Origin of the sequence: Micromonospora sp. NPDC052213, assembly GCF_040679695.1 — a bacterium.
In the GTDB taxonomy this organism is placed as follows: Bacteria; Actinomycetota; Actinomycetes; order Mycobacteriales; family Micromonosporaceae; genus Micromonospora.
The window spans coordinates 1-18,117 of record NZ_JBFAVI010000067.1; the positions used below are offsets into that span (position 1 = coordinate 1).

15 protein-coding genes, 1 pseudogene and 1 riboswitch are annotated in these 18,117 nt (G+C 74.4%); of the genes and pseudogenes, 10 read left to right on the plus strand and 6 right to left on the minus strand.

Going from position 1 to position 18,117, the window contains the following annotated elements; genetic code table 11:
* Window positions 1-118 precede the first annotated feature (118 nt).
* Window positions 119-589, plus strand: coding sequence for a dethiobiotin synthetase (locus AB0L34_RS17800; RefSeq protein WP_357462008.1), 471 nt, complete (start codon window positions 119-121; stop codon window positions 587-589).
* A gap of 40 nt (window positions 590-629) precedes the next feature.
* Here AB0L34_RS17800 and AB0L34_RS17805 read toward each other — a convergent pair whose 3' ends face one another.
* The 3 genes from AB0L34_RS17805 to AB0L34_RS17815 are packed head-to-tail and all read right to left on the minus strand — an operon-like array spanning window position 630 to window position 3,862.
* Window positions 630-1,025: an MmcQ/YjbR family DNA-binding protein gene (locus AB0L34_RS17805; RefSeq protein ID WP_363705504.1), complete on the minus strand. Its 396-nt coding sequence runs from the start codon at window positions 1,023-1,025 to the stop codon at window positions 630-632.
* Window positions 1,026-1,034: 9 nt separating this feature from the next.
* Window positions 1,035-2,270 (minus strand): MFS transporter, encoded by a 1,236-nt coding sequence (locus AB0L34_RS17810; protein ID WP_363705505.1) that lies wholly within the window; start codon window positions 2,268-2,270, stop codon window positions 1,035-1,037.
* Window positions 2,267-3,862, minus strand: coding sequence for an AMP-binding protein (locus AB0L34_RS17815; RefSeq protein WP_363705506.1), 1,596 nt, complete (start codon window positions 3,860-3,862; stop codon window positions 2,267-2,269). Before AB0L34_RS17815 ends, AB0L34_RS17810 begins: the two co-directional genes overlap by 4 nt.
* Window positions 3,863-4,205: 343 nt before the next feature.
* On the opposite strand from AB0L34_RS17815, the gene AB0L34_RS17820 reads away from it, so the two are divergent.
* The 8 genes and pseudogenes from AB0L34_RS17820 to AB0L34_RS17855 all read left to right on the plus strand — a co-directional run bounded on the left by AB0L34_RS17820 (window position 4,206) and on the right by AB0L34_RS17855 (window position 13,358).
* Complete coding sequence (locus AB0L34_RS17820; protein WP_363705525.1) at window positions 4,206-5,483, plus strand: SGNH/GDSL hydrolase family protein; 1,278 nt, start codon at window positions 4,206-4,208, stop codon at window positions 5,481-5,483.
* A 69-nt stretch (window positions 5,484-5,552) separates the two neighbouring features.
* Window positions 5,553-6,773 carry a cytochrome P450 gene (locus AB0L34_RS17825; protein ID WP_363705507.1) on the plus strand — a complete coding sequence of 407 codons (1,221 nt, stop codon included), beginning with the start codon at window positions 5,553-5,555 and terminating at the stop codon, window positions 6,771-6,773.
* Window positions 6,770-7,690: pseudogene (locus tag AB0L34_RS17830) on the plus strand (alpha/beta hydrolase); the annotation flags it as partial. The gene AB0L34_RS17825 and the pseudogene AB0L34_RS17830, both read left to right, overlap by 4 nt.
* A gap of 82 nt (window positions 7,691-7,772) precedes the next feature.
* Window positions 7,773-8,900, plus strand: a complete 1,128-nt coding sequence (locus AB0L34_RS17835) for an alpha-hydroxy acid oxidase (RefSeq protein WP_363705508.1) — start codon at window positions 7,773-7,775, stop codon at window positions 8,898-8,900.
* 3 nt (window positions 8,901-8,903) lie between these two features.
* Window positions 8,904-10,247, plus strand: coding sequence for a PLP-dependent aminotransferase family protein (locus AB0L34_RS17840; protein ID WP_357462014.1), 1,344 nt, complete (start codon window positions 8,904-8,906; stop codon window positions 10,245-10,247).
* Window positions 10,248-10,434: 187 nt separating this feature from the next.
* The gene (locus AB0L34_RS17845; protein ID WP_357462015.1) at window positions 10,435-10,695 is read left to right on the plus strand and encodes a hypothetical protein; all 261 of its coding nucleotides are present in this window, start codon (window positions 10,435-10,437) and stop codon (window positions 10,693-10,695) included.
* A 214-nt stretch (window positions 10,696-10,909) separates the two neighbouring features.
* Complete coding sequence (gene araB / locus AB0L34_RS17850; protein WP_363705509.1) at window positions 10,910-12,580, plus strand: ribulokinase; 1,671 nt, start codon at window positions 10,910-10,912, stop codon at window positions 12,578-12,580.
* Between the two features lie 202 nt (window positions 12,581-12,782).
* Entirely contained in the window at window positions 12,783-13,358 is a 576-nt protein-coding gene (locus AB0L34_RS17855) for a dihydrofolate reductase family protein (protein WP_363705510.1), read from the plus strand.
* An 84-nt stretch (window positions 13,359-13,442) separates the two neighbouring features.
* Here the strand turns inward: AB0L34_RS17855 and AB0L34_RS17860 are convergent, their stop codons facing one another.
* Window positions 13,443-14,879 carry a glycine hydroxymethyltransferase gene (locus tag AB0L34_RS17860; protein ID WP_363705511.1) on the minus strand — a complete coding sequence of 479 codons (1,437 nt, stop codon included), beginning with the start codon at window positions 14,877-14,879 and terminating at the stop codon, window positions 13,443-13,445.
* A gap of 17 nt (window positions 14,880-14,896) precedes the next feature.
* Window positions 14,897-14,986: riboswitch (ZMP/ZTP riboswitch) on the minus strand.
* A 129-nt stretch (window positions 14,987-15,115) separates the two neighbouring features.
* Here AB0L34_RS17860 and AB0L34_RS17865 point away from each other — a divergent pair.
* Complete coding sequence (locus tag AB0L34_RS17865; protein ID WP_363705512.1) at window positions 15,116-15,967, plus strand: metallophosphoesterase; 852 nt, start codon at window positions 15,116-15,118, stop codon at window positions 15,965-15,967.
* Between the two features lie 42 nt (window positions 15,968-16,009).
* On the opposite strand, the gene AB0L34_RS17870 is transcribed toward AB0L34_RS17865, so the two are convergent.
* Both AB0L34_RS17870 and AB0L34_RS17875 read right to left on the minus strand, forming a co-directional pair.
* Window positions 16,010-16,510: a hemerythrin domain-containing protein gene (locus AB0L34_RS17870; protein WP_363705513.1), complete on the minus strand. Its 501-nt coding sequence runs from the start codon at window positions 16,508-16,510 to the stop codon at window positions 16,010-16,012.
* A 113-nt stretch (window positions 16,511-16,623) separates the two neighbouring features.
* Window positions 16,624-18,096 (minus strand): S8 family serine peptidase, encoded by a 1,473-nt coding sequence (locus tag AB0L34_RS17875; RefSeq protein ID WP_363705514.1) that lies wholly within the window; start codon window positions 18,094-18,096, stop codon window positions 16,624-16,626.
* Window positions 18,097-18,117: the final 21 nt, after the last annotated feature.

The window sequence follows — 18,117 nt, forward strand, 5'->3', positions numbered from 1 at the left end:
TTCCCCCCCTTCCCCTCGCCGCACACAAAGTCGGGCTACACGGTTTTCTGACCCGCCCGACCGTGGCGCCCCGGCGGATACCGCCGGGGCGCCACGTCGCGTCGGGCATCATGGCGGCATGGTGCAGGTGGCGGTGTGCGGGCCGGCGACCGCGTCGGGCGCCGAGCTGGCGTACGCCCGCCGGGTGGGCGAGCTGCTCGCCGAGCGCGGTGCCACCGTGCTCTGCGGGGGCGGTGGCGGGGTGATGTCCGCCGTCGCCGCCGGCGCCCGTTCCCGAGCCGGCCTGGTCGTCGGCGTACGCCCCGACGACGGCACCGCGCCCGGCTCCGTGGCGGACGTGTCGGCCACGGTCGTCACCAACATGGGCCAGGCGCGCAACGCGATCCTGGTGTGGAGCGCCGACGCGGTGATCGCGGTCGGCGGCTCGTGGGGGACCCTGTCCGAGGTGGCCCTGGGCATGCGGCGCGGCGGCATCCCGGTGGTGGTGCTCGGCGGATGGCGGATCCTCGACGCCGAGGGCGTGCCCGTCGACGGCCCGCTGCACGTGTCCACCCCGGAGGAGGCGGTCTCGGCGGCGCTGCCGCGGTGACGTCGCCCCGCCCGCCGGCCGGCCGACGCGCCGGGGCGGGTCAGACCTGCTGCCCGGCCCGGTACGCCGCAGCGAGGCGCTTCGGGGCCCGGTCCTGCCACGCTTCGACGACGAGCTCGGTCAGCTCCTCGGGGCCGATCCGGTCGAGCCGGACCAGGACGACCGGGTAGCCGTCGAAGTGCGGGATGGTGAAGTAGACGCCGGGGTCGTCGGCGAGCAGCGCCTCCTTCGCCCCCAGGTCCGGCACGCGCACGCCGAGCACCGGGCCGTCGGGCGCCGCCGCCCCGAGGGCGTCGAGGTCGGCGCGGCGCAGCGGACGCTCCCAGACGAACGCCCGGTCCCGGACCTTCCACGCCGGCGCCCCCTGGTAGGAGGGGTGCTCGCTCGTCTCCGGCAGCCCCAGCGCGATCCGGCGTACGTCGTCCCACGTGGCCATGGCCCGACCCTACGCCTGACCGACGACGCGCGGTTCCCGCTCGGCCGGCGCGGGGGCCGGCCGGGGGCGGAGGCCGGGCAGCAACGGCAGCAGGGTGACCACCAGGCAGAACGCGGTCATCACCAACAGGGCGGGGCGGAGACCGAGCGCGGTCACCGACCAGCCGCCCAGCAGCGCGCCCAGTGGCAGGCCCGCGAACGCCAGCGACCCCGCCAGCCCGATCACCCGGGTCTGCAACTCGGGTGGCACCCGCTCGTAGATCGCCACGCCGAGCAGCGGGTTCACCGCCGCGATGCCGATGCCGGACGCGAACGTCACCGCCAGCACCACCGCCAGCTCCTCGCTCAGCGCCAGGACCAGCAGCCGCGGGGCGCCGCTGACCGCCGCCCCGACCACGAAGGCCAGGTACCGGGGCAGCCGCGGGCCGTACGCGGTGAACAGCAGGTTCCCCAGCAGGGCGCCCGCCGAGAACGCGCCCAGCACCAGGCCCAGCCCGACCGGGCTGCGCAGCACGTCGGCCACCCAGAGCGGGATGTAGACGGCGACGCTGGCGTTGACCACCATGTTCAGCGCCGAGATCACCAGCAGCATGGTCAGCAGCATCCGGTCGCGGCCGAGGTAACGGAACCCGCCCGCCAGCGCGCGCAGGTAGCCCTCCGGCCGTGCTGGCGCCGTCGGGGGCGCCGGCGTCCGGACGAGCAGCCCGACCAGCAGTGCGCAGACGGCGAAGCTGGCGGCGTCGATGAGGATCGCCTGGGTCACGCCGAACCACCAGACGAGCAGCCCGCCCAGCCCCGCGCCGAGCAGGGTGACCACCCGACCGAGCCCGTCGTAGACGGAGGTCAGCCGGATCAGTCGCACCCCGGCGGCCTCGGCGGCCGGGCGGAACATGACGTGCTTGACGCGGTCGCCGACGCCCCGCAGCGTGCCCACGAGGGCGACCAGCGCGACCAGCGCGCCGAAGCCCAGCCACGGGGTGAGGGCCACCGCGACCATCAGCCCCGCGCTGCCCACGTCGACCAGGATCGAGGTGCGGCGCAGCCCGATCCGGTCCGCCCAGGGGGTGCCCAGCGCACCGGAGAGCAGGTAGGGCAGCGTCTCGGCGGCGGCCACCGCGCCCATCTTCGCGGGGCTGCCGGTGGTCTCCAGCACCAGCCACGGGATCGCCACCACGGAGACCCGGCTGCCCAGGTTCGAGATCAGGTCGGCGGCGACCAGGGTGGTCAGTTCCCGCCGGGGCGTCACGCCACGCTGCCGATCGACGCCTCCGGGTGCTCCACCGCGCTCGGGTGGGCCTCGGCGTACCGGGCCCGCAACGCGCGCTTGTCCACCTTGTTCGAGCGGTTGAGCGGCAGCCGGTCGACGAACTCCACCCCGCCCGGCGCCCAGGTGTCGCTGAGCGCGGCGGTGACCAGGTCGATCAACTCCCGCGCGGTCACCGTCGCGTCGGGCGCCGGCACCACGTAGGCGTACGGCAGCTCGCCGGCGACCTCGTCCGGCACGCCGATCACCGCCGCCGCGCGGACCTGCGGGTGCCCGGCCAGGACGTCCTCGACCGGGCGGGAGTAGATCGGCCAGCTACGCCGCCGGGTGAGGATCCGGTCCTGCAACCGGTCGACGAGGTAGAGGTAGCCGTCGGCGTCGACGTGCCCGATGTCGCGGGTGCGGACCCAGCCGTCGACCAGCGTCTCGGCGGTCAGCTCGGGCCGGCCGTGGTAGCCGGCGAAGCGCAGGTCGGTGTGCACCCACACCTCGCCGTTCTCGCCGGGCGGCAGCACGGTGCCGTCCTCGGCGCGGATCTCGACGCGCACGTCCCCGTACGGGCGACCGCAGGAGCGCAGCCGCTCCGGGTGCTCCGGGTCGTCGGTCAGCCCCGGCAGGGCGGTGATCACCACCGCCTCGCTGAGTCCGTACACGATGCGCAGTACCGGGCCGAAGCGGGCGATGGCCTGGCGCAGGCGGGCGGGTGCGGCGGGCCCGGCGCCCACGTTGAACATGAACATGGCGGAGAAGTCCGCGCCGTCCAGCGCCGGGTGGTCGAGCACCTCGTAGAGCATCGGCGGGGTGACGAAGGTGGAGTTGATCCGCTCCCGCCCCACGGTCTCGATGAACCGCGCCGGATCCCAGCCGTCGCGGGGGAACAGCACCCCGCCGGTGAACAGGTTGAACAGCGTGGTGATCTGGCCGCTGGCCAGCCACATCGGCGAGTGCGACAGGTGCCGCAGCAGCGGGTACCCGGCCGCGCGGAAGTCGGCGGCCAGGGCGAGGATCTGCGCGTAGAAGCTCTCCCGGTGGTGCACCAGCTTGGGCGTGCCGGTGGTGCCGCTGGTCTGGAGGAAGGACTCCGGCGCGGGCGGCCGCGCCGGCAGGTCGTCCCCCGGCGTGGGGGGCCCGGCGGCGGTCAGGTCCGGGCCCGCGCCGCCCGGACCCAGGCAGAAGACCGGCACGCCGGGCAGCCCGGCGACCAGCTCCGGGCCCAGGCTCGCGGGGTCGCGGGCGTCGTAGACGAAGGCGTCGGGGCGGGCCAGCCGGACGAACTCGTCCACCTCGCGGCGGGAGGTGACCGGCGCGATCCACATCGTCCGGCAGCCCAGCAGGTGCAGGGCGAGCTGCACCAGCGGCCCCTCCACCGGGTTGCCGAGCGCGACCAGCACCCCGTCGCCCGGCCGTACGCCGTGCCCGCGCAGCGTCGCGGCCAGCCGGCGCACCTCGGCGGCGACGTCGGCGTAGCTGAGCCGGCGCCCGCCGCCGACCAGCGCCTCCCGGTCACCGAAGTCGGCGAACAGCTCCAGTGCCCGGTGTGCGTAGCCGTCCCGTCGCTCCGGTCCGTCAGTCATCCCGCAGCCCCCATCGGCGAAGAGGAGTGGCCGCCCGCCGGCCAACCCGGGGACGTGTGCACCGCGTCGGCGGGCCAGCTCGCCGGCGCGGCGGGTGGGCGCGCGCCTCGGCGACCGCACCGCCGCCGTCCGTGAGCGTAGGCACCACCGCCTGTCACGGGACAGAGACCGAACGGCGTTCCGGCCGGACCGGAGGACATTTGATCACGTCGATCAGGTTGATTGACGCCCGTAAAACGGGGCGGCTAGGTTTCTGGACCATCGTCCAGGCGGTGCCGTCAGCGGACGGCCCTGGGCTGCCAACGATGGAGGTTCAATGTCGACCCCGAAGAGATGGCCTGTCATCGCGTCCGCGGCCACGCTGTTGATCGCGGGAACCCCGGCGGTGGTGGCCAGCGCCGGCCCGCCGGACGCCGAGGCGGCCCGCCAGCAGCGGACGGTCTGGGCGGGCAGCTGGGCGGCCGCGGTCACCCGGGGCAACGCGACCGGACTGACCAACAACGGCCTCAACAACCAGAGCGTCCGGATGGTCGTGCACACCAGCGTGGGCGGACCGCAGTTCCGGGTGCGACTGAGCAACATGTACGGCGAGCAGGCCGTCAAGGTCGGCCGCGCCACCGTGGCGAAGCCGAACACCGCGACCCCCGACGACCTGTCCGACATCGACACGTCGACTTTGCGGGAGCTGACCTTCGACGGGGCCACCTCCGCCACCATGAACCGCGGCGCCGAGCTGCTCAGCGACCCGGTCGCCCTGCCCGTCGGCGACCAGCAGGACCTGGTGGTGACCCTGCACTTCCCGACGCCGACCGGGCCGGTGACGTTCCACGGTCAGTCCCGGCAGACCAACTTCATCGGCGCCACGGACCTCACGTCCGCCGCCGACGGCGCCGGGTTCACCATCCGGCCGAACTGCTGCTGGTTCTTCCTGTCCGGCATCGACGTGCAGCGCCGGCACAGCCCCGGCTCGGTGGTGGTCTTCGGCGACTCGATCGCCGACGGCAACGGCAGCACCGTCAACGCCAACAAGCGCTGGCCGGACCTGCTCGCCGACCGCCTCGTCGACGCCCGCCCCGACGTACGCACCCCGGGCGTGCTCAACCTGAGCCTGGCCGGTAACCGGCTCAACCACGAGGGCACCGAGCCCGGCGCGGGCGGCTTCCCCGGCTACCACGAGCTGGGCCCCAACGCCCTGGCCCGGCTCGACGAGGACGTCTTCGCCCAGACCGACGCCCGGACCGTCATCACCCACCTGGGCATCAACGACATCTGGATGTCGGGCGACTCCGCCGAGAGCATCATCGCCTCCCTGCGGCAGGTCAACCAGCAGGTGAAGGCGCGCGGCCTGCGCAGCCTGGTGTCGACGCTCACCCCGTACGAGGGGCACGGCAACCCGGGGGTGTGGACGCCCGAGAAGGAGGCCACCCGGCAGGCGGTGAACGCGTGGCTGCGCGGCAGCGACGAGTTCGACGGGCTGCTCGACTTCGACCGGGTGCTGCGCGATCCCGCCCAGCCCAGCCGGCTGCTGCCCGCGTACGACTCGGGTGACCACATCCACCCGAACGACGCCGGCAACCAGGCGATGGCCGACGCCGTGCCGCTGCGACTGCTCGGCCTGTGACATCCGGCGCGGGCGGCGGGGCCACCCCCGTCGCCCGCGCCACCGTTCCTGGGGGGAGACCGATCGACCGTGGACGTCACGCAACTGCTGACCCGTCTCTACAGCGACGAGGGCCGGCAGGACCCGTATCCCTGCTACGCCGGGCTGCACGAGCTGGGGCCGGTCAGCCCGGTGCCGGCGCGCGCCGAGCACCGGTCGGTCGCCGCCGTCGCCGTCGGCTACGACCTGGTCAGCCAGGTGCTGCGCGATCCGGAGTGGTACAAGCAGCCGCCGCCGGGCTGGCAGGAGCAGGAGGTGCTGCGCACCCTCCAGACCTCGATGATGTTCGTCAACCCGCCCGACCACACCCGGATGCGGGCGGTCTTCGCGAAGACCTTCACGCCGCGCCGGCTGGGCGCGCTGGAACCGGCCGTGCACCGGGTCGTGGACGGACTGCTGGACCGGATGGCCGACGCCGGGGAGACCGGGCTCGACTTCGTGGCGGAGTTCGCGTACCCGATGCCGGCCCTGGTGATGGCCGAGTTCATCGGCATCCCCGCCGGTGAGCTGGACTTCTACCGGCAGCGGGTGGAGCGGATCGACGAGTTCCTGGACGTGGCGGGCAAGACCCCGCAGCGGCTCGCCGCCGCCAACACCGCCGCCGCCGAGCTGCGCGACTTCTACGCCGACCTGATCGCCCACCGGCGCCGCCAGCCGGGCGAGGACCTGATCAGCGGGCTGGTGGAGGCGGTCGACTCCGGCGACGTGGGGCTCAGCGCCGACGAGCTGGTCAGCAACCTGATCGTGCTGTTCAACGCCGCCTTCGTCACCACCGTCTACATGTTCAGCAACGGCCTGCCGCTGCTGCTGGCGCACCCCGACGTGGCCGCCGCGCTGCCCGGCGACGACGCGCTGGCCCGGGGCGCCGTCGACGAGATCCTGCGGCTGGAGGCCCCGGTGCACTTCCTGGCCCGGGCCGCACCCCGCGACACCGAGCTGGGCGGGGTGCCGGTCGCGGGGGACGAGAACGTCCTGCTGGTCATCGCCGCCGCCAACCGCGACCCGGCCCGGTTCCCCGAGCCGGACCGCTTCGACCCGCGCCGGCCCGGCCCGCCGTCGCTCGCCTTCGGCGTCGGCCTGCACTTCTGCCTCGGCGCGGCGGTGTCCCGGCTGGAGGGCCGCCTCGCGCTGCCGAAGCTGCTGGCCCGCTTCCCCCGGCTCGCGGTCGCCGAGCCGCCGGCGTACAGCGGCAGCCTGTTCCTGCGCGGCATCGACAAGCTGCTGGTCCACACCGGAGGGGAGGCCGCGTGAGCGTCCACCCGCAGGTCGCGGCGTACCGGGCCGCCCGCGCGGCGGCCGGCATCCCGCCGCTGTACACGCAGACCCTCGCCGAGGCCCGCGCCGCCGACCTCGCCGCGATCCGCGCCGGCGGCGGCGCGGTCGAGCCGGTGCACGACGTACGCGACACGCACGTGCCCGGCCCGGCCGGCGACCTGCCGGTGCGCATCCACCGGCCGGCGGGGGAGGGTCCCCTGCCCACCCTGGTCTACTTCTTCGGCGGCGGCTGGACGCTGGGCAGCGTCGACACCGCGGACGGCATCTGCCGGCGGCTGGCCAACGCGGTGCCCTGCCAGGTGGTCACCGTCGGCTACCGGCTGGCCCCGGAGCACCCGTTCCCGGCCGCCGTGCACGACTGCCACGCGGCGGCCCGGTGGATCGCCACGCATCCCGAGGAGTTCGGCGTCGACCCGCGGCGGCTGGCGGTCGGCGGGGACAGCGCCGGGGGCAACCTCGCGGCGGCCGTCACCCTGCTGGCCCGCGACGGCGGCGGGCCCGCGCTCGCCGCCCAACTGCTCGTGTACCCGAACACCGACCAGACCGGGGAGCCCGGCGGCGACGGCGAGGACCCGCTGCTGTTCAACCGCCGCTCGGTCGCCTGGTACCGCGGCCACTACTTCGCCGACCCCGCCGACGCGCGGCACCCGCTGGCCTCGCCGCTGCTCGCCGAGGACCTGAGCGGCCTGCCGCCGGCGCTGGTGGTCACCGCCGAGCACGACCCGCTGCGCGAGGAGGGGGAGCGGTACGCCCACCGGCTGCGCGACGCGGGCGTGCCCACCACCCTCGCCCGGTACGCCGGCATGGTCCACGGCTTCTTCGCCATGCCCGGGGCGTTCGACGACGGCCGCCGCGCCCAGGACCGGGCCGCCGAATTCCTGCGGGAGCGGTTCGGTCTCCCGACCGGCGCTGCCGGCCCGGGAACGGGGGCGGCGGCTGCGGGTTCCCGGCCGGCGGCGGGGACGGGGGCCAGCGATGGCTGAGACGGTGCTGCCCCGGCAGGACGTGCCGGCCGGCGAGCCGCCCGCGCCCGCCGGCCTGGCCGACTTCGCCGGGCGGGCCCGGGCGGTGCTCCCGCCCGAGGTGTGGGACTTCGTCGACGGCGGCAGCGGCACGGAGACCACCCTCGCCGCCAACCGGCGCGCCCTCGACCGGGTGGCCGTGCTGCCCCGCGTGCTGCGCGGCGTGGCCGCCCCGCGTACCGACGCGCGGCTGCTCGGCGCCCCGTGCGCCCTGCCGGTGGCGGTGGCGCCGATGGCGTACCAGCGGCTGGTGCACCCCGACGGGGAGACGGCGCTCGCGGCGGCGGCCGGCGCGGCCGGCGTGCCGTACGCGGCCAGCACGCTGAGCAGCGTGCCGATCGAGGAGATCGCGGCGACCGGCGCGGCCGTCTGGTTCCAGCTCTACTGGCTGCGGGACCGGGCGCTCGTCGCGGATCTGCTGGACCGGGCGCACGCGGCCGGGTGTGGCGCGCTGATGGTCACCGTGGACGTGCCGATCCTGGGCCGGCGGCTGCGCGACGTCCGCAACTCCTTCGCCATCCCGCCGCACGTCGTCGCCGCCAACCTGCCGGCCGGGCGGGACGCGCTCGCGCACGCCGCCACCCCGGGCGTCTCGGCCGTCGCGGCGCACACCGGCGAGGTCTTCGCGCCCGCGCTGAGCTGGGCCGACCTGGACTGGCTGCGGGGCCGCACCGCCCTGCCGCTGGTGGTGAAGGGCATCCTGGACCCGCGCGACGCGGAGCTGGCGGCGGCCGCCGGGGCGGACGCGGTGGTGGTCTCCAACCACGGCGGCCGTCAGCTCGACGGCGCACCGGCCACCGCCACCGTGCTGCCCGAGGTGGTGACGGCGGTGGCCGACCGGTGCGAGGTGCTGCTGGACAGCGGCGTGCGCGGCGGCGTGGACGTGCTGCGCGCGCTCGCCCTCGGTGCGCGGGGGGTGCTGGTCGGCCGGCCGTTGCTGTGGGCGCTCGCCGCCGGGGGCCGGTCGGGGGCGGAGACGGCGCTGGCGTTGCTGGCCGGCGAGTTCCGCGACGCGTTGGCGTTGGCCGGCTGTGCCGACCCGACGGCCGTCCGCGAGCTGCGCGTGCTGAGGGAGGGCTGAGCGGTGGCCGAACCGGTGGACCTGCACGTCGCCGACCTGCATCCGGCGGTCGACGACCCGGCGCTGAACTCGATGAACTTCCTCAACGAGGTGGCCCAGCACTATCCCGACGCGGTGTCGCTGGCGGCCGGCCGGCCGTACGAGGAGTTCTTCGACGTCGCCGCGCCGCACCGGCACCTGGAGACGTTCCGCCGGCACCTGGCCGACGACCTCGGGCAGAGCCCCGAGCAGGTGCACCGGACCCTGTTCCAGTACGGCCGCACCAAGGGCATCGTGCACCACCTCGTCGCCCGCAACCTCGCCGTCGACGAGAACATCACGGTCGACCCGGAGGCGGTCGTGGTGACCGTCGGCTGCCAGGAGGCGATGTTCCTGGTGCTGCGGGCGCTGCGGGCCGACCCCCGCGACGTGCTGCTCGCCGTCGCCCCGACGTACGTCGGGCTGACCGGCGCCGCGCGGCTGCTGGACCTGCCGGTGCGGCCGGTGGCCGGCGGCCCGGCCGGGGTGGACCTGGCCGACCTGCGGGAGCAGGTGCGCCGGGCCCGGGCGGCGGGGCTGCGCCCCCGCGCCTGTTACGTGATGCCGGACTTCGCCAACCCCTCGGGCACGAGCATCGGGCTGGCCGACCGGCGGCGGCTGCTCGACCTCGCCGCCGAGGAGGACCTGCTGCTGCTGGAGGACAACCCGTACGGCCTCTTCCCGGCCGGGGACGCGGGGCGGCTGCCGACGCTCAAGGCGCTGGACACCGCGCGGCGGGTGGTCTACCTGGGTTCGTTCGCCAAGACGGTGCTGCCCGGCGCGCGGGTGGGCTACGTGGTCGCCGACCAGCGCGTCGCCGGCTCCGACGGCTCGGTGGGCCTGCTCGCCGACCAGCTTGCCAAGATCAAGAGCATGGTCACGGTGAACACCTCGGCGATCGCCCAGGCGGTGGTCGGCGGCGCGCTGCTGGAGCACGGGTGCAGCCTGGTGGCCGCCACCGCCCGCGAGCGGGCCGCGTACGGCCGGAACCTGCGCCACCTCGTCGACGGCCTGGCCCGGCGCTTCCCGCCGGGCGCGTCGCCGGTGCGCTGGAACGTGCCGGCCGGTGGGTTCTTCGTGGTGGTCACGGTGCCGTTCGCGGTCGACGACGCGTTGCTGCACCGCTCCGCCCGCGAGTACGGGCTGCTCTGGACGCCGATGGCGCACTTCTACGACGACGGCGCCCCGGTCGACGCGCTGCGCCTGTCGGTCAGCGCGGTCACCCCGGAGCAGATCGACCTGGGCCTGGACCGGCTGGCGGCGCTGGTCGCCGACGAGACGACCGAGCGGTCGCGGGCGCTCGCCGTCACCCCGCAACCGGCCCGGTGATCCCGCCGGAGCCGCGCGGGGTCAACCGGTTCGCGGTCGGGTTACCGGTGGGCGGCGACGCCTGCCGGTAGGGAAGGCTGTCCACAGTCGGCGGTGCCGGCCCTGCCGTCTCGGCGTTGACACACCGCGTTCACCGCATGGCAAAGCGCGACCGCCGGTGTTCCGCCGTCCTTCGTGGACACCCATAATGGACGCCATGATCGCTTGGGAGTACGCGTTGCTGGTCCGCCGCTATCAGGGGCAGGGCCGCAATTTCCATGTCAGCTTCATCTGGTACGGCCCGGACGGGACGCGCCGGGACATCACCGCGTACGGCGACACCGCGATCGCGCACCTCAACCGGGCCGGCCGGGAGGGCTGGGAGCTGGTCTCCGCCGCCGAGGACGTGAACAACATCCAGGGCAGCACCGAGGTGCACCGCTACCACCTGAAGCGGCCCATCTCCTGACCGGGCGGGGGCGGGCGGTCAGTCCCGGCGGTCCTGACTGAGGAAGCCGGGCTCCGGCGCATCTGTCGGCTCCTCATCCGTGCGTGTGCGGAGGGGGTGCCGAGACCGCGCGTATCGATGCGTAGAGATCAACGACTGCGGTAGCGTTGCCTCCCGCCGCCGCTGACCGGCCGCCCCGCCCGGGCGCCGGAGCGGCGCGGCGGGAGGAGGAGCGGTGACGCAGCCGGCAGCCGGGGCGCCCCGGCACGTCGTCGGGGTCGACTTCGGCACCCTCTCCGGCCGGGCGGTCGTGGTGGACGTCGCCGACGGCGTCGTGCGCGGCGAGGCCGTGCACGCGTACCGGCACGGGGTGATCACGCAGCGGCTGCCCGACGGGACGCCGCTGCCGCCGGACTGGGCGTTGCAGCACCCCGACGACCACCGCGAGGTGCTCCGGGTCGCGGTGCCCGCCGCGCTGCGGGCCGCCGGCGTACGCCCCGAGGACGTTGGCGGCATCGGCGTCGACGCCACCTCCTGCACGATGCTGCCCACCCGCGCCGACGGCACCCCGCTCTGCGAGCTGCCCGAGCTGGCCGGCCGGCCGCACGCGTACCCGAAGCTGTGGCGGCACCACGCGGCCCAGCGGCAGGCCGCCCGGATCAACGACGTCGCCGCCGCGCGCGGCGAGACCTGGCTGCCCCGCTACGGCGGCCGGGTCTCCGCCGAGTGGCAGCTCGCCAAGGCGCTGGAGGTGCTGGAGGAGGACCCGGCGGTCTTCGACCGCGCGGAGCGCTTCATCGAGGCCGCGGACTGGCTGGTCTGGCAGCTCTGCGGCCGGGAGACCCGCAACGTCTCCGCCGCCGGCTTCAAGGGGCTGCGGCAGGACGGGCGGTACCCGTCGGCGGAGTTCCTGCGCGCCGTGCACCCCCGCCTCGACGGGCTGCTGCCCCGGATCGACGGCCCGCTCGCGCCGCTGGGCGCCCGGGCGGGCGGGCTGACCGCCGAGGCGGCCCGGTGGACCGGGCTGCCGGTGGGCACGGCCGTCGCGGTCGGGTCCATCGACGCGCACGTCACCGCCGCGGCGGCCCGCGCGGTCGAGCCGGGCCGGATGCTCGCCGTCCTCGGCACCTCCACCTGCCTGATCATGAACGCGGCGGCGTACCACGAGGTGCCCGGGGTCTGCGGCGTGGTCGACGGCGGCGTCACCACCGGTTCCTGGGGCTACGAGGCGGGGCAGAGCGGCGTCGGGGACATCTTCGCCTGGTACGTCCGCACCGGCCTGCCGGCCGACTACGCGGACGAGGCGCGCCGCCGCGGGCTGAGCCCGTACGAGCTGCTGGACGCCCTCGCCGCCGAGCAGCCGGTGGGCGGGCACGGGCTGCTGGCGCTGGACTGGCACAGCGGCAACCGGTCGGTGCTCATGGACCACGAGCTGAGCGGGGTGCTGGTGGGGCTGACCCTGGCCACCCGGCCGGAGGAGATATGGCGGGCGCTGCTGGAGGCCACCGCGTTCGGCGCCCGGACGGTGGTCGACGCGTTCACCGCCGCCGGGGTGGCCGTCGACGAGCTGACCGTGGCCGGCGGGCTGACCCGCAACCGGCTGCTGCTGCGGATCTACGCCGACGTCATCGGCCGGCCGCTGCACGTGGTCGACTCCGCGCACCCGGCGGCACTGGGCGCGGCGATCCACGCGGCGGTCGCCGCCGGGGCGTACCCGGACGTGCCGGCCGCCTCGGCGGCGATGGGCGCCGCCCGCCGCGAGACCTGGCACCCCGACCCGGCCCGGGCGGCCGCCTACGACGAGCTGTACGCGGACTACCGCGCGCTGCACGACCACTTCGGCCGGGGCGGCACCGACGTCCTGCACCGCCTCCGCGCCCGCCGCCACCGCACCCACCGCCCCTGACGCTCCCGCCACGCACCGCCGGACGGGGACGAGTGTCCGATCCCGTTGAAGGATTGCCGTACGTGCCGCGTCCGGGCCAGATCCGCGTCCGGCACAACCGGGGCAGGGCTCCGTATGCTGCTGACCGTAACCGGGGCGACGCACCGCTCGTGGTGTCCGTCCCTCATCGGACCGGATCCGCCAGCCACGAGGAGACCGCGCCATGACCACACGCGACGAGGTGAGCGAAACGCGACCTCTCCGGTATTCCATCAACGTCACGTTGGACGGGTGCTGCGATCATCGTGCAATTCCCGCGGACGAAGACTTGCATCGTCACCACACCGAGAACCTCGCCCGGGCCGACGCGCTTCTCTTCGGTCGGGTGATGTACGAGATGATGGAGGCAGCCTGGCGGCCGCCGGCGCCGACGGGGTCGAGACCTGACTGGACGGAACCCTTCGCCCAGACGATCAACGCGGCGAGGAAGTACGTCGTGTCAAGCGCCTTGGAGCGGGTCGACTGGAACGCGGAGCTCGTCCGCGGGGATCTGGGCAAGGCCGTAGAGCAGCTCAAGCAGGAGTCGGGTAAGGGACTCTTCGTGTCAGGCGTGACGCTACCGCTGGCGTTGGCGGAGCTGGGTTTGATCGATGAGTACGAGTTCGTGGTGCATCCCCGGCTAGCGGGCCACGGGCCGACACTGTTCGCGGGTATGTCGAAGCATGTCCACCTGAGGCTCGTGAGCCGGCTGGAGTTCGCCTCGGGGGCGGTGGCGATGCGGTACGAGCCGAGAAGGTGACCCTCGGGCTCGTCGGCCCGAAGGCGGAACGGGGACGCCCCCGCGCGGCGGGGCCGGGCGGGGGCGTCGGGGCGGGTGCCCGGGTCAGCCGAGGTCGACGGCCGGGTAGAGCGGGAAGCCCGTGAGCAGGTCGCTGGCCTGCTTGCCGACCCGGTCGGCGACGGCCGGGTCGAGGACGTACTTGGCCTTGGACGGGGTGCCGTCCGGGTTCGCGCCCGGCCGGGTCTGGCTGAGCACGGTGTGGATCAGCTCGGCCGTCTCGTCCATCTGCGCCGGGCCCAGCCCCCGGGTGGTCAGCGCCGGGGTGCCGATGCGGATGCCGGAGGTGTACCAGGCGCCGTTCGGGTCCTGCGGGACGGAGTTGCGGTTGGTGACGATGCCCGAGTCGAGCAGGGCCTGCTCGGCCTGCCGGCCGGTCAGCCCGTAGCCGGTGACGTCGATGAGCACCAAGTGGTTGTCGGTGCCGCCGGTGACCAGCTTGCCACCCCGGCGCAGCAGCCCCTCGGCGAGGGCCTGGGCGTTGGCGACGATCCGCTGGGCGTAGTCGGCGAAGTCGGGGCGGCGGGCCTCGGCCAGGGCGACGGCCTTGGCGGCCATCACGTGCGGCAGCGGGCCGCCGAGCACCATCGGGCAGCCCCGGTCGACCTGGTCGGCCAGCTCGGGCTGGCAGAGCACCATGCCGCCGCGCGGGCCGCGCAGCGACTTGTGCGTGGTGGTGGTGACGATGTGCGCGTGCGGCACCGGGTCGAAGTCGCCGGTGAAGACCTTGCCGGCGACCAGGCCGGCGAAGTGCGCCATGTCGACCATGAAGGTGGCGCCGACCGAGTCGGCGATCTCCCGCATGATCCGGAAGTTGACCTTCCGGGGGTACGCCGAGTAGCCGGCGACCAGGATCAGCGGCTTGAACTCGCGGGCCGCCTCGGCGACCTTGTCGTAGTCGACCAGCCCGGTGGCCGGGTCGGTGCCGTAGCTGCGCTGGTCGAACATCTTGCCGGAGATGTTCGGGCGGAAACCGTGGGTGAGGTGGCCGCCGGCGTCCAGGGACATGCCGAGCATCCGCTGGTTGCCCAGCTCCCGGCGCAGCGCGAACCAGTCGGCCTCGGTGAGGTCGTTGACCTGCCGCACCTGGGCCTTCCTCAGCGCCGGGGACTCCACCCGGTCGGCCAGGATCGCCCAGAACGCGACCAGGTTGGCGTCGATGCCGGAGTGCGGCTGCACGTACGCGTGGGCCGCGCCGAACAGCTCCCGGGCGTGCTCGGCGGCGAGCGCCTCGACGGTGTCCACGTTCTGGCAGCCGGCGTAGAAGCGGCGGCCGACCGTGCCCTCGGCGTACTTGTCGCTGAACCAGTTGCCCATGGCCAGCAGGGTGGCCGGGGAGGCGTAGTTCTCGCTGGCGATGAGCTTGAGCGACTCGCGCTGGTCGGCGAGCTCGGCGCCGATGGCGTCGGCCACCCGCGGCTCGACGGCGCGGATCACCTCGAGGGCGCTGCGGAAGGCGGTGGATTCGGCGTTCGGCGACATGCGACCTCCAGTGACGTGCGGAAGGCCCAGGCGCTCGGCATGCGTCCTCATGACGGGACCGCTTCCCGATGGTTCTCCATCCCCACGCGCCAGTCACGGCCCACCGCCGATCCTACCGGGTCGCCCGGGCGCGCCCCGGCCCACCTGGGGACCGCCGCACCTGTGCGGTGGTGCATCGACCGGCGCGCGGCCCGCGCGGTTCGCGGTCGTCCCCGGCCGCGCATAGGATCGCGGTCATGGCAGGGGAGGACGGCGGGGGCGGCAGCCTGCTCGCCATCAGCGACCTGCACGTGGGGCACCCGGGCAACCGGGCGGTGGTGGAGGGGCTGCGCCCGGGGTCGCCGGACGACTGGCTGATCGTCGCCGGGGACGTCGGCGACACCGTGGCCGACGTCGAGTGGGCCCTCGGGCTGCTCGGCGACCGCTTCGCGCGGGTGGTCTGGGCGCCGGGCAACCACGAGCTGTGGACCCCGCCGGCCGACCCGGTGGCGCTGCGCGGGGTGGCGCGCTACCAGCACCTCGTCGACGTGTGCCGGCGCCTCGGCGTGCTGACCCCCGAGGATCCGTACCCGGTGTGGCGGGGGCCGGGCGGGCCGGTGCTGGTGGCGCCGCTGTTCCTGCTCTACGACCACAGCTGGCGCCCGGAGGGGTTCGACACCCCGGAGGCGGCGCTGGCCGAGGCGTACCGGACGGGGATCGTCTGCACCGACGAGTTCCTGCTGCACCCCGACCCGTACCCGAGCCGGTCGGCGTGGTCCGCCGCCCGGGTCGCCGAGACCGCCCGCCGGCTCGCCGCGCGGGAGCCGGGGCTGCCGACCGTGCTGGTCAACCACTGGCCGCTGCTGCGCGAGCCGACCCGGATCCTGCGCTATCCGATCTTCGCCCAGTGGTGCGGCACCGAGGCCACCGCCGACTGGCACCTGCGCTTCGACGCCGCCGCGGTGGTCTACGGCCACCTGCACATCCCCCGCACCACCTGGCACGACGGGGTGCGGTTCGAGGAGGTGTCGGTGGGCTACCCGAGGGAGTGGCGGTCCCGGGCCGTACCGCCGGCGCTGCGGCGGATCCTGCCCGCGCCCCCGGCGTGACGACGGGCCCCGGCGCACCGGGGCCCGTCGGAGGCGGTCGGCTCAGGCCGTCACGGCGTCCAGCGACTTCTTGATCGCCTTCGGGTCGGTCGGTGTGCGCGGTGCGTCCGCGCGCAGCTCGACCATCCGCTCGCCGATCTCCTGGAGCTGCTTACGGCCGAGCGCCTCGCGCACCTTCGGGAACCACTCCTGCTCCTCCTCCTCGACGTGGTGCAGGACGTTCTCGATCAGCACCGTGGTCTTGGCGTTGAAGCGCTCGTCGTCGGCGTCCATGGCGAACAGTTCGGCGCAGAGCACGTCGGCGACGTGGTGCTCCTCGTACGACTCGAGGATGTCGTCCTCCAGGTCGGGCAGGAGCTTGCGGACCTCCGGGTACATCACCTCGTTCTCCAGGTAGGTGTGCACCGTGAGGGCCTCCAGGATCTGGCTCACCAGCTTCTGCCGCCGCGCGGCCGGTCCCTCCTCGGCATCCTGGAACGCCTTGAACAGACGGCGCATCTCCTTGTGGTCCTCTTTCAACAGGACGATGGCATCGGTGGACACCGTTGACCTCCTCGGCTCGTCGGACGCCCCTCCCGTACCCCGGCCGTGAGCAGCGAAAACGGGTGGGGCCCGGCGGATCACCGCCGGGCCCCACCACGGGTCGTGCCGTACTGCTACTTCACCACGTTGTACGCGTTGACCATGCCCGCGCCGTAGAACGAGTTGCGCTCGCCCCCGGTGCAGGTGGCCGGGAAGCCCGGCCGCGGCTCCCAGACGCCCTCCTCACAGGGGACCGACTCGGCGGTCCGCTCGAGGAAGGACGCCAGCTGGCCCGGCGTCATGCCGGGGTGGGCCGACAGGGCCAGCGCCGCGACGCCGGCCGCGTGGGGGCTCGACATCGACGTGCCCTGCTTGTAACCCCAGCCGTTGGTCTTCGTCGCCGTGTTGAAGGTGGTCGACAGGATGCCGTCGGTCGGGGTCGGGCTGACGCCGTTGGTGCGGAACCGGGTGTCACCGCCCGGTGCGGTGACGTCCACGACGCCCAGGCCGTACGACGAGTAGTAGCTCTTCTTGCCGGTCGGGGCGACCGCCGAGACGGTCACCACGCCCGGCGCCTCGCCCGGCAGGACGAGGCAGGCGCTGTTGAACTCGCCGGACTCGTCCGGGTAGCTGCCGTCGTTGGGCCGGTCGCTGCTGTAGTTCTTGTGCGCCAGGTCCCAGTTCGAGTTGCCCGCCGACGCGACGTGGAGCACGCCCTTGCTCTGCGAGTAGCGGATGGCCCGCTGCACGGCCTGCCACACCGGGCGCTGGCGCGCGTCGTTGCGGCAGTTCAGCTCCCACGGGTCGATGAAGTAGCTGTTGTTGGTGACCCGCATGCCGTGGTCGGCCGCCCACATGAAGCCGCAGAGCGCGGCCTCGGGGTAGATGAACTGGTCGTCGTTGACCACCTTGACGGCAGCCACCTTGACGCCCGGGGCGACACCGGTCACCCCGACGCCGTTCACGGCGGCGGCGATGGTGCCGGCCACGTGCGTGCCGTGGTCGGAGGTGGTCGGGTTCCAGGCGGACTCGGTGGTGTCCGCGACACCCCCGACGCAGGACGCGCTCTTGTCCTTCGCGATCTGGCTGGCCAGGTCGGGGTGGCTGGAGGAGATGCCGCTGTCCAGCACGCCCACCACCACGTCGGCGCTGCCGGCGTTGACGGCGTGGGCCTGCGGGACGTCGATCATCGGCATGTCCCACTGCTGACCGAACATGGGTTCCTTGGTCGGGTCGGCGGTGGTGTTCGCCGCCGCCACGGCCGCGGAGACCTCGATGGTCTCGCCCTCCTCGAGGGCGGTGCCCAGGCCGGCGGTGGACGCCACCGAGTCGACACCCGCGCCCGCCACGTCCGTGACGAAGTCGGGGTTGGTCGAGCGGACGACGAGCACGCCGATCTGGTCGTAGCTGGCCACCACGGTGCCCTTGGCGGCGGCCACGCGGGCGGCCGCCTTGTCGGTCTTGGCGCCCTGCGGGGCGAGCACCAGGAACGTGGTGTCCGGGCCGGCGGCCGACGCCGCCGGTGCCAGCCCGCCGGTGACGGCGAGGCCGACACCGAGCGTCACGGCGGACGCGGCAGCCAGTGTCTTGCGACGGAGGTTCTTCACACAGACTCCCAGGGGATGTTT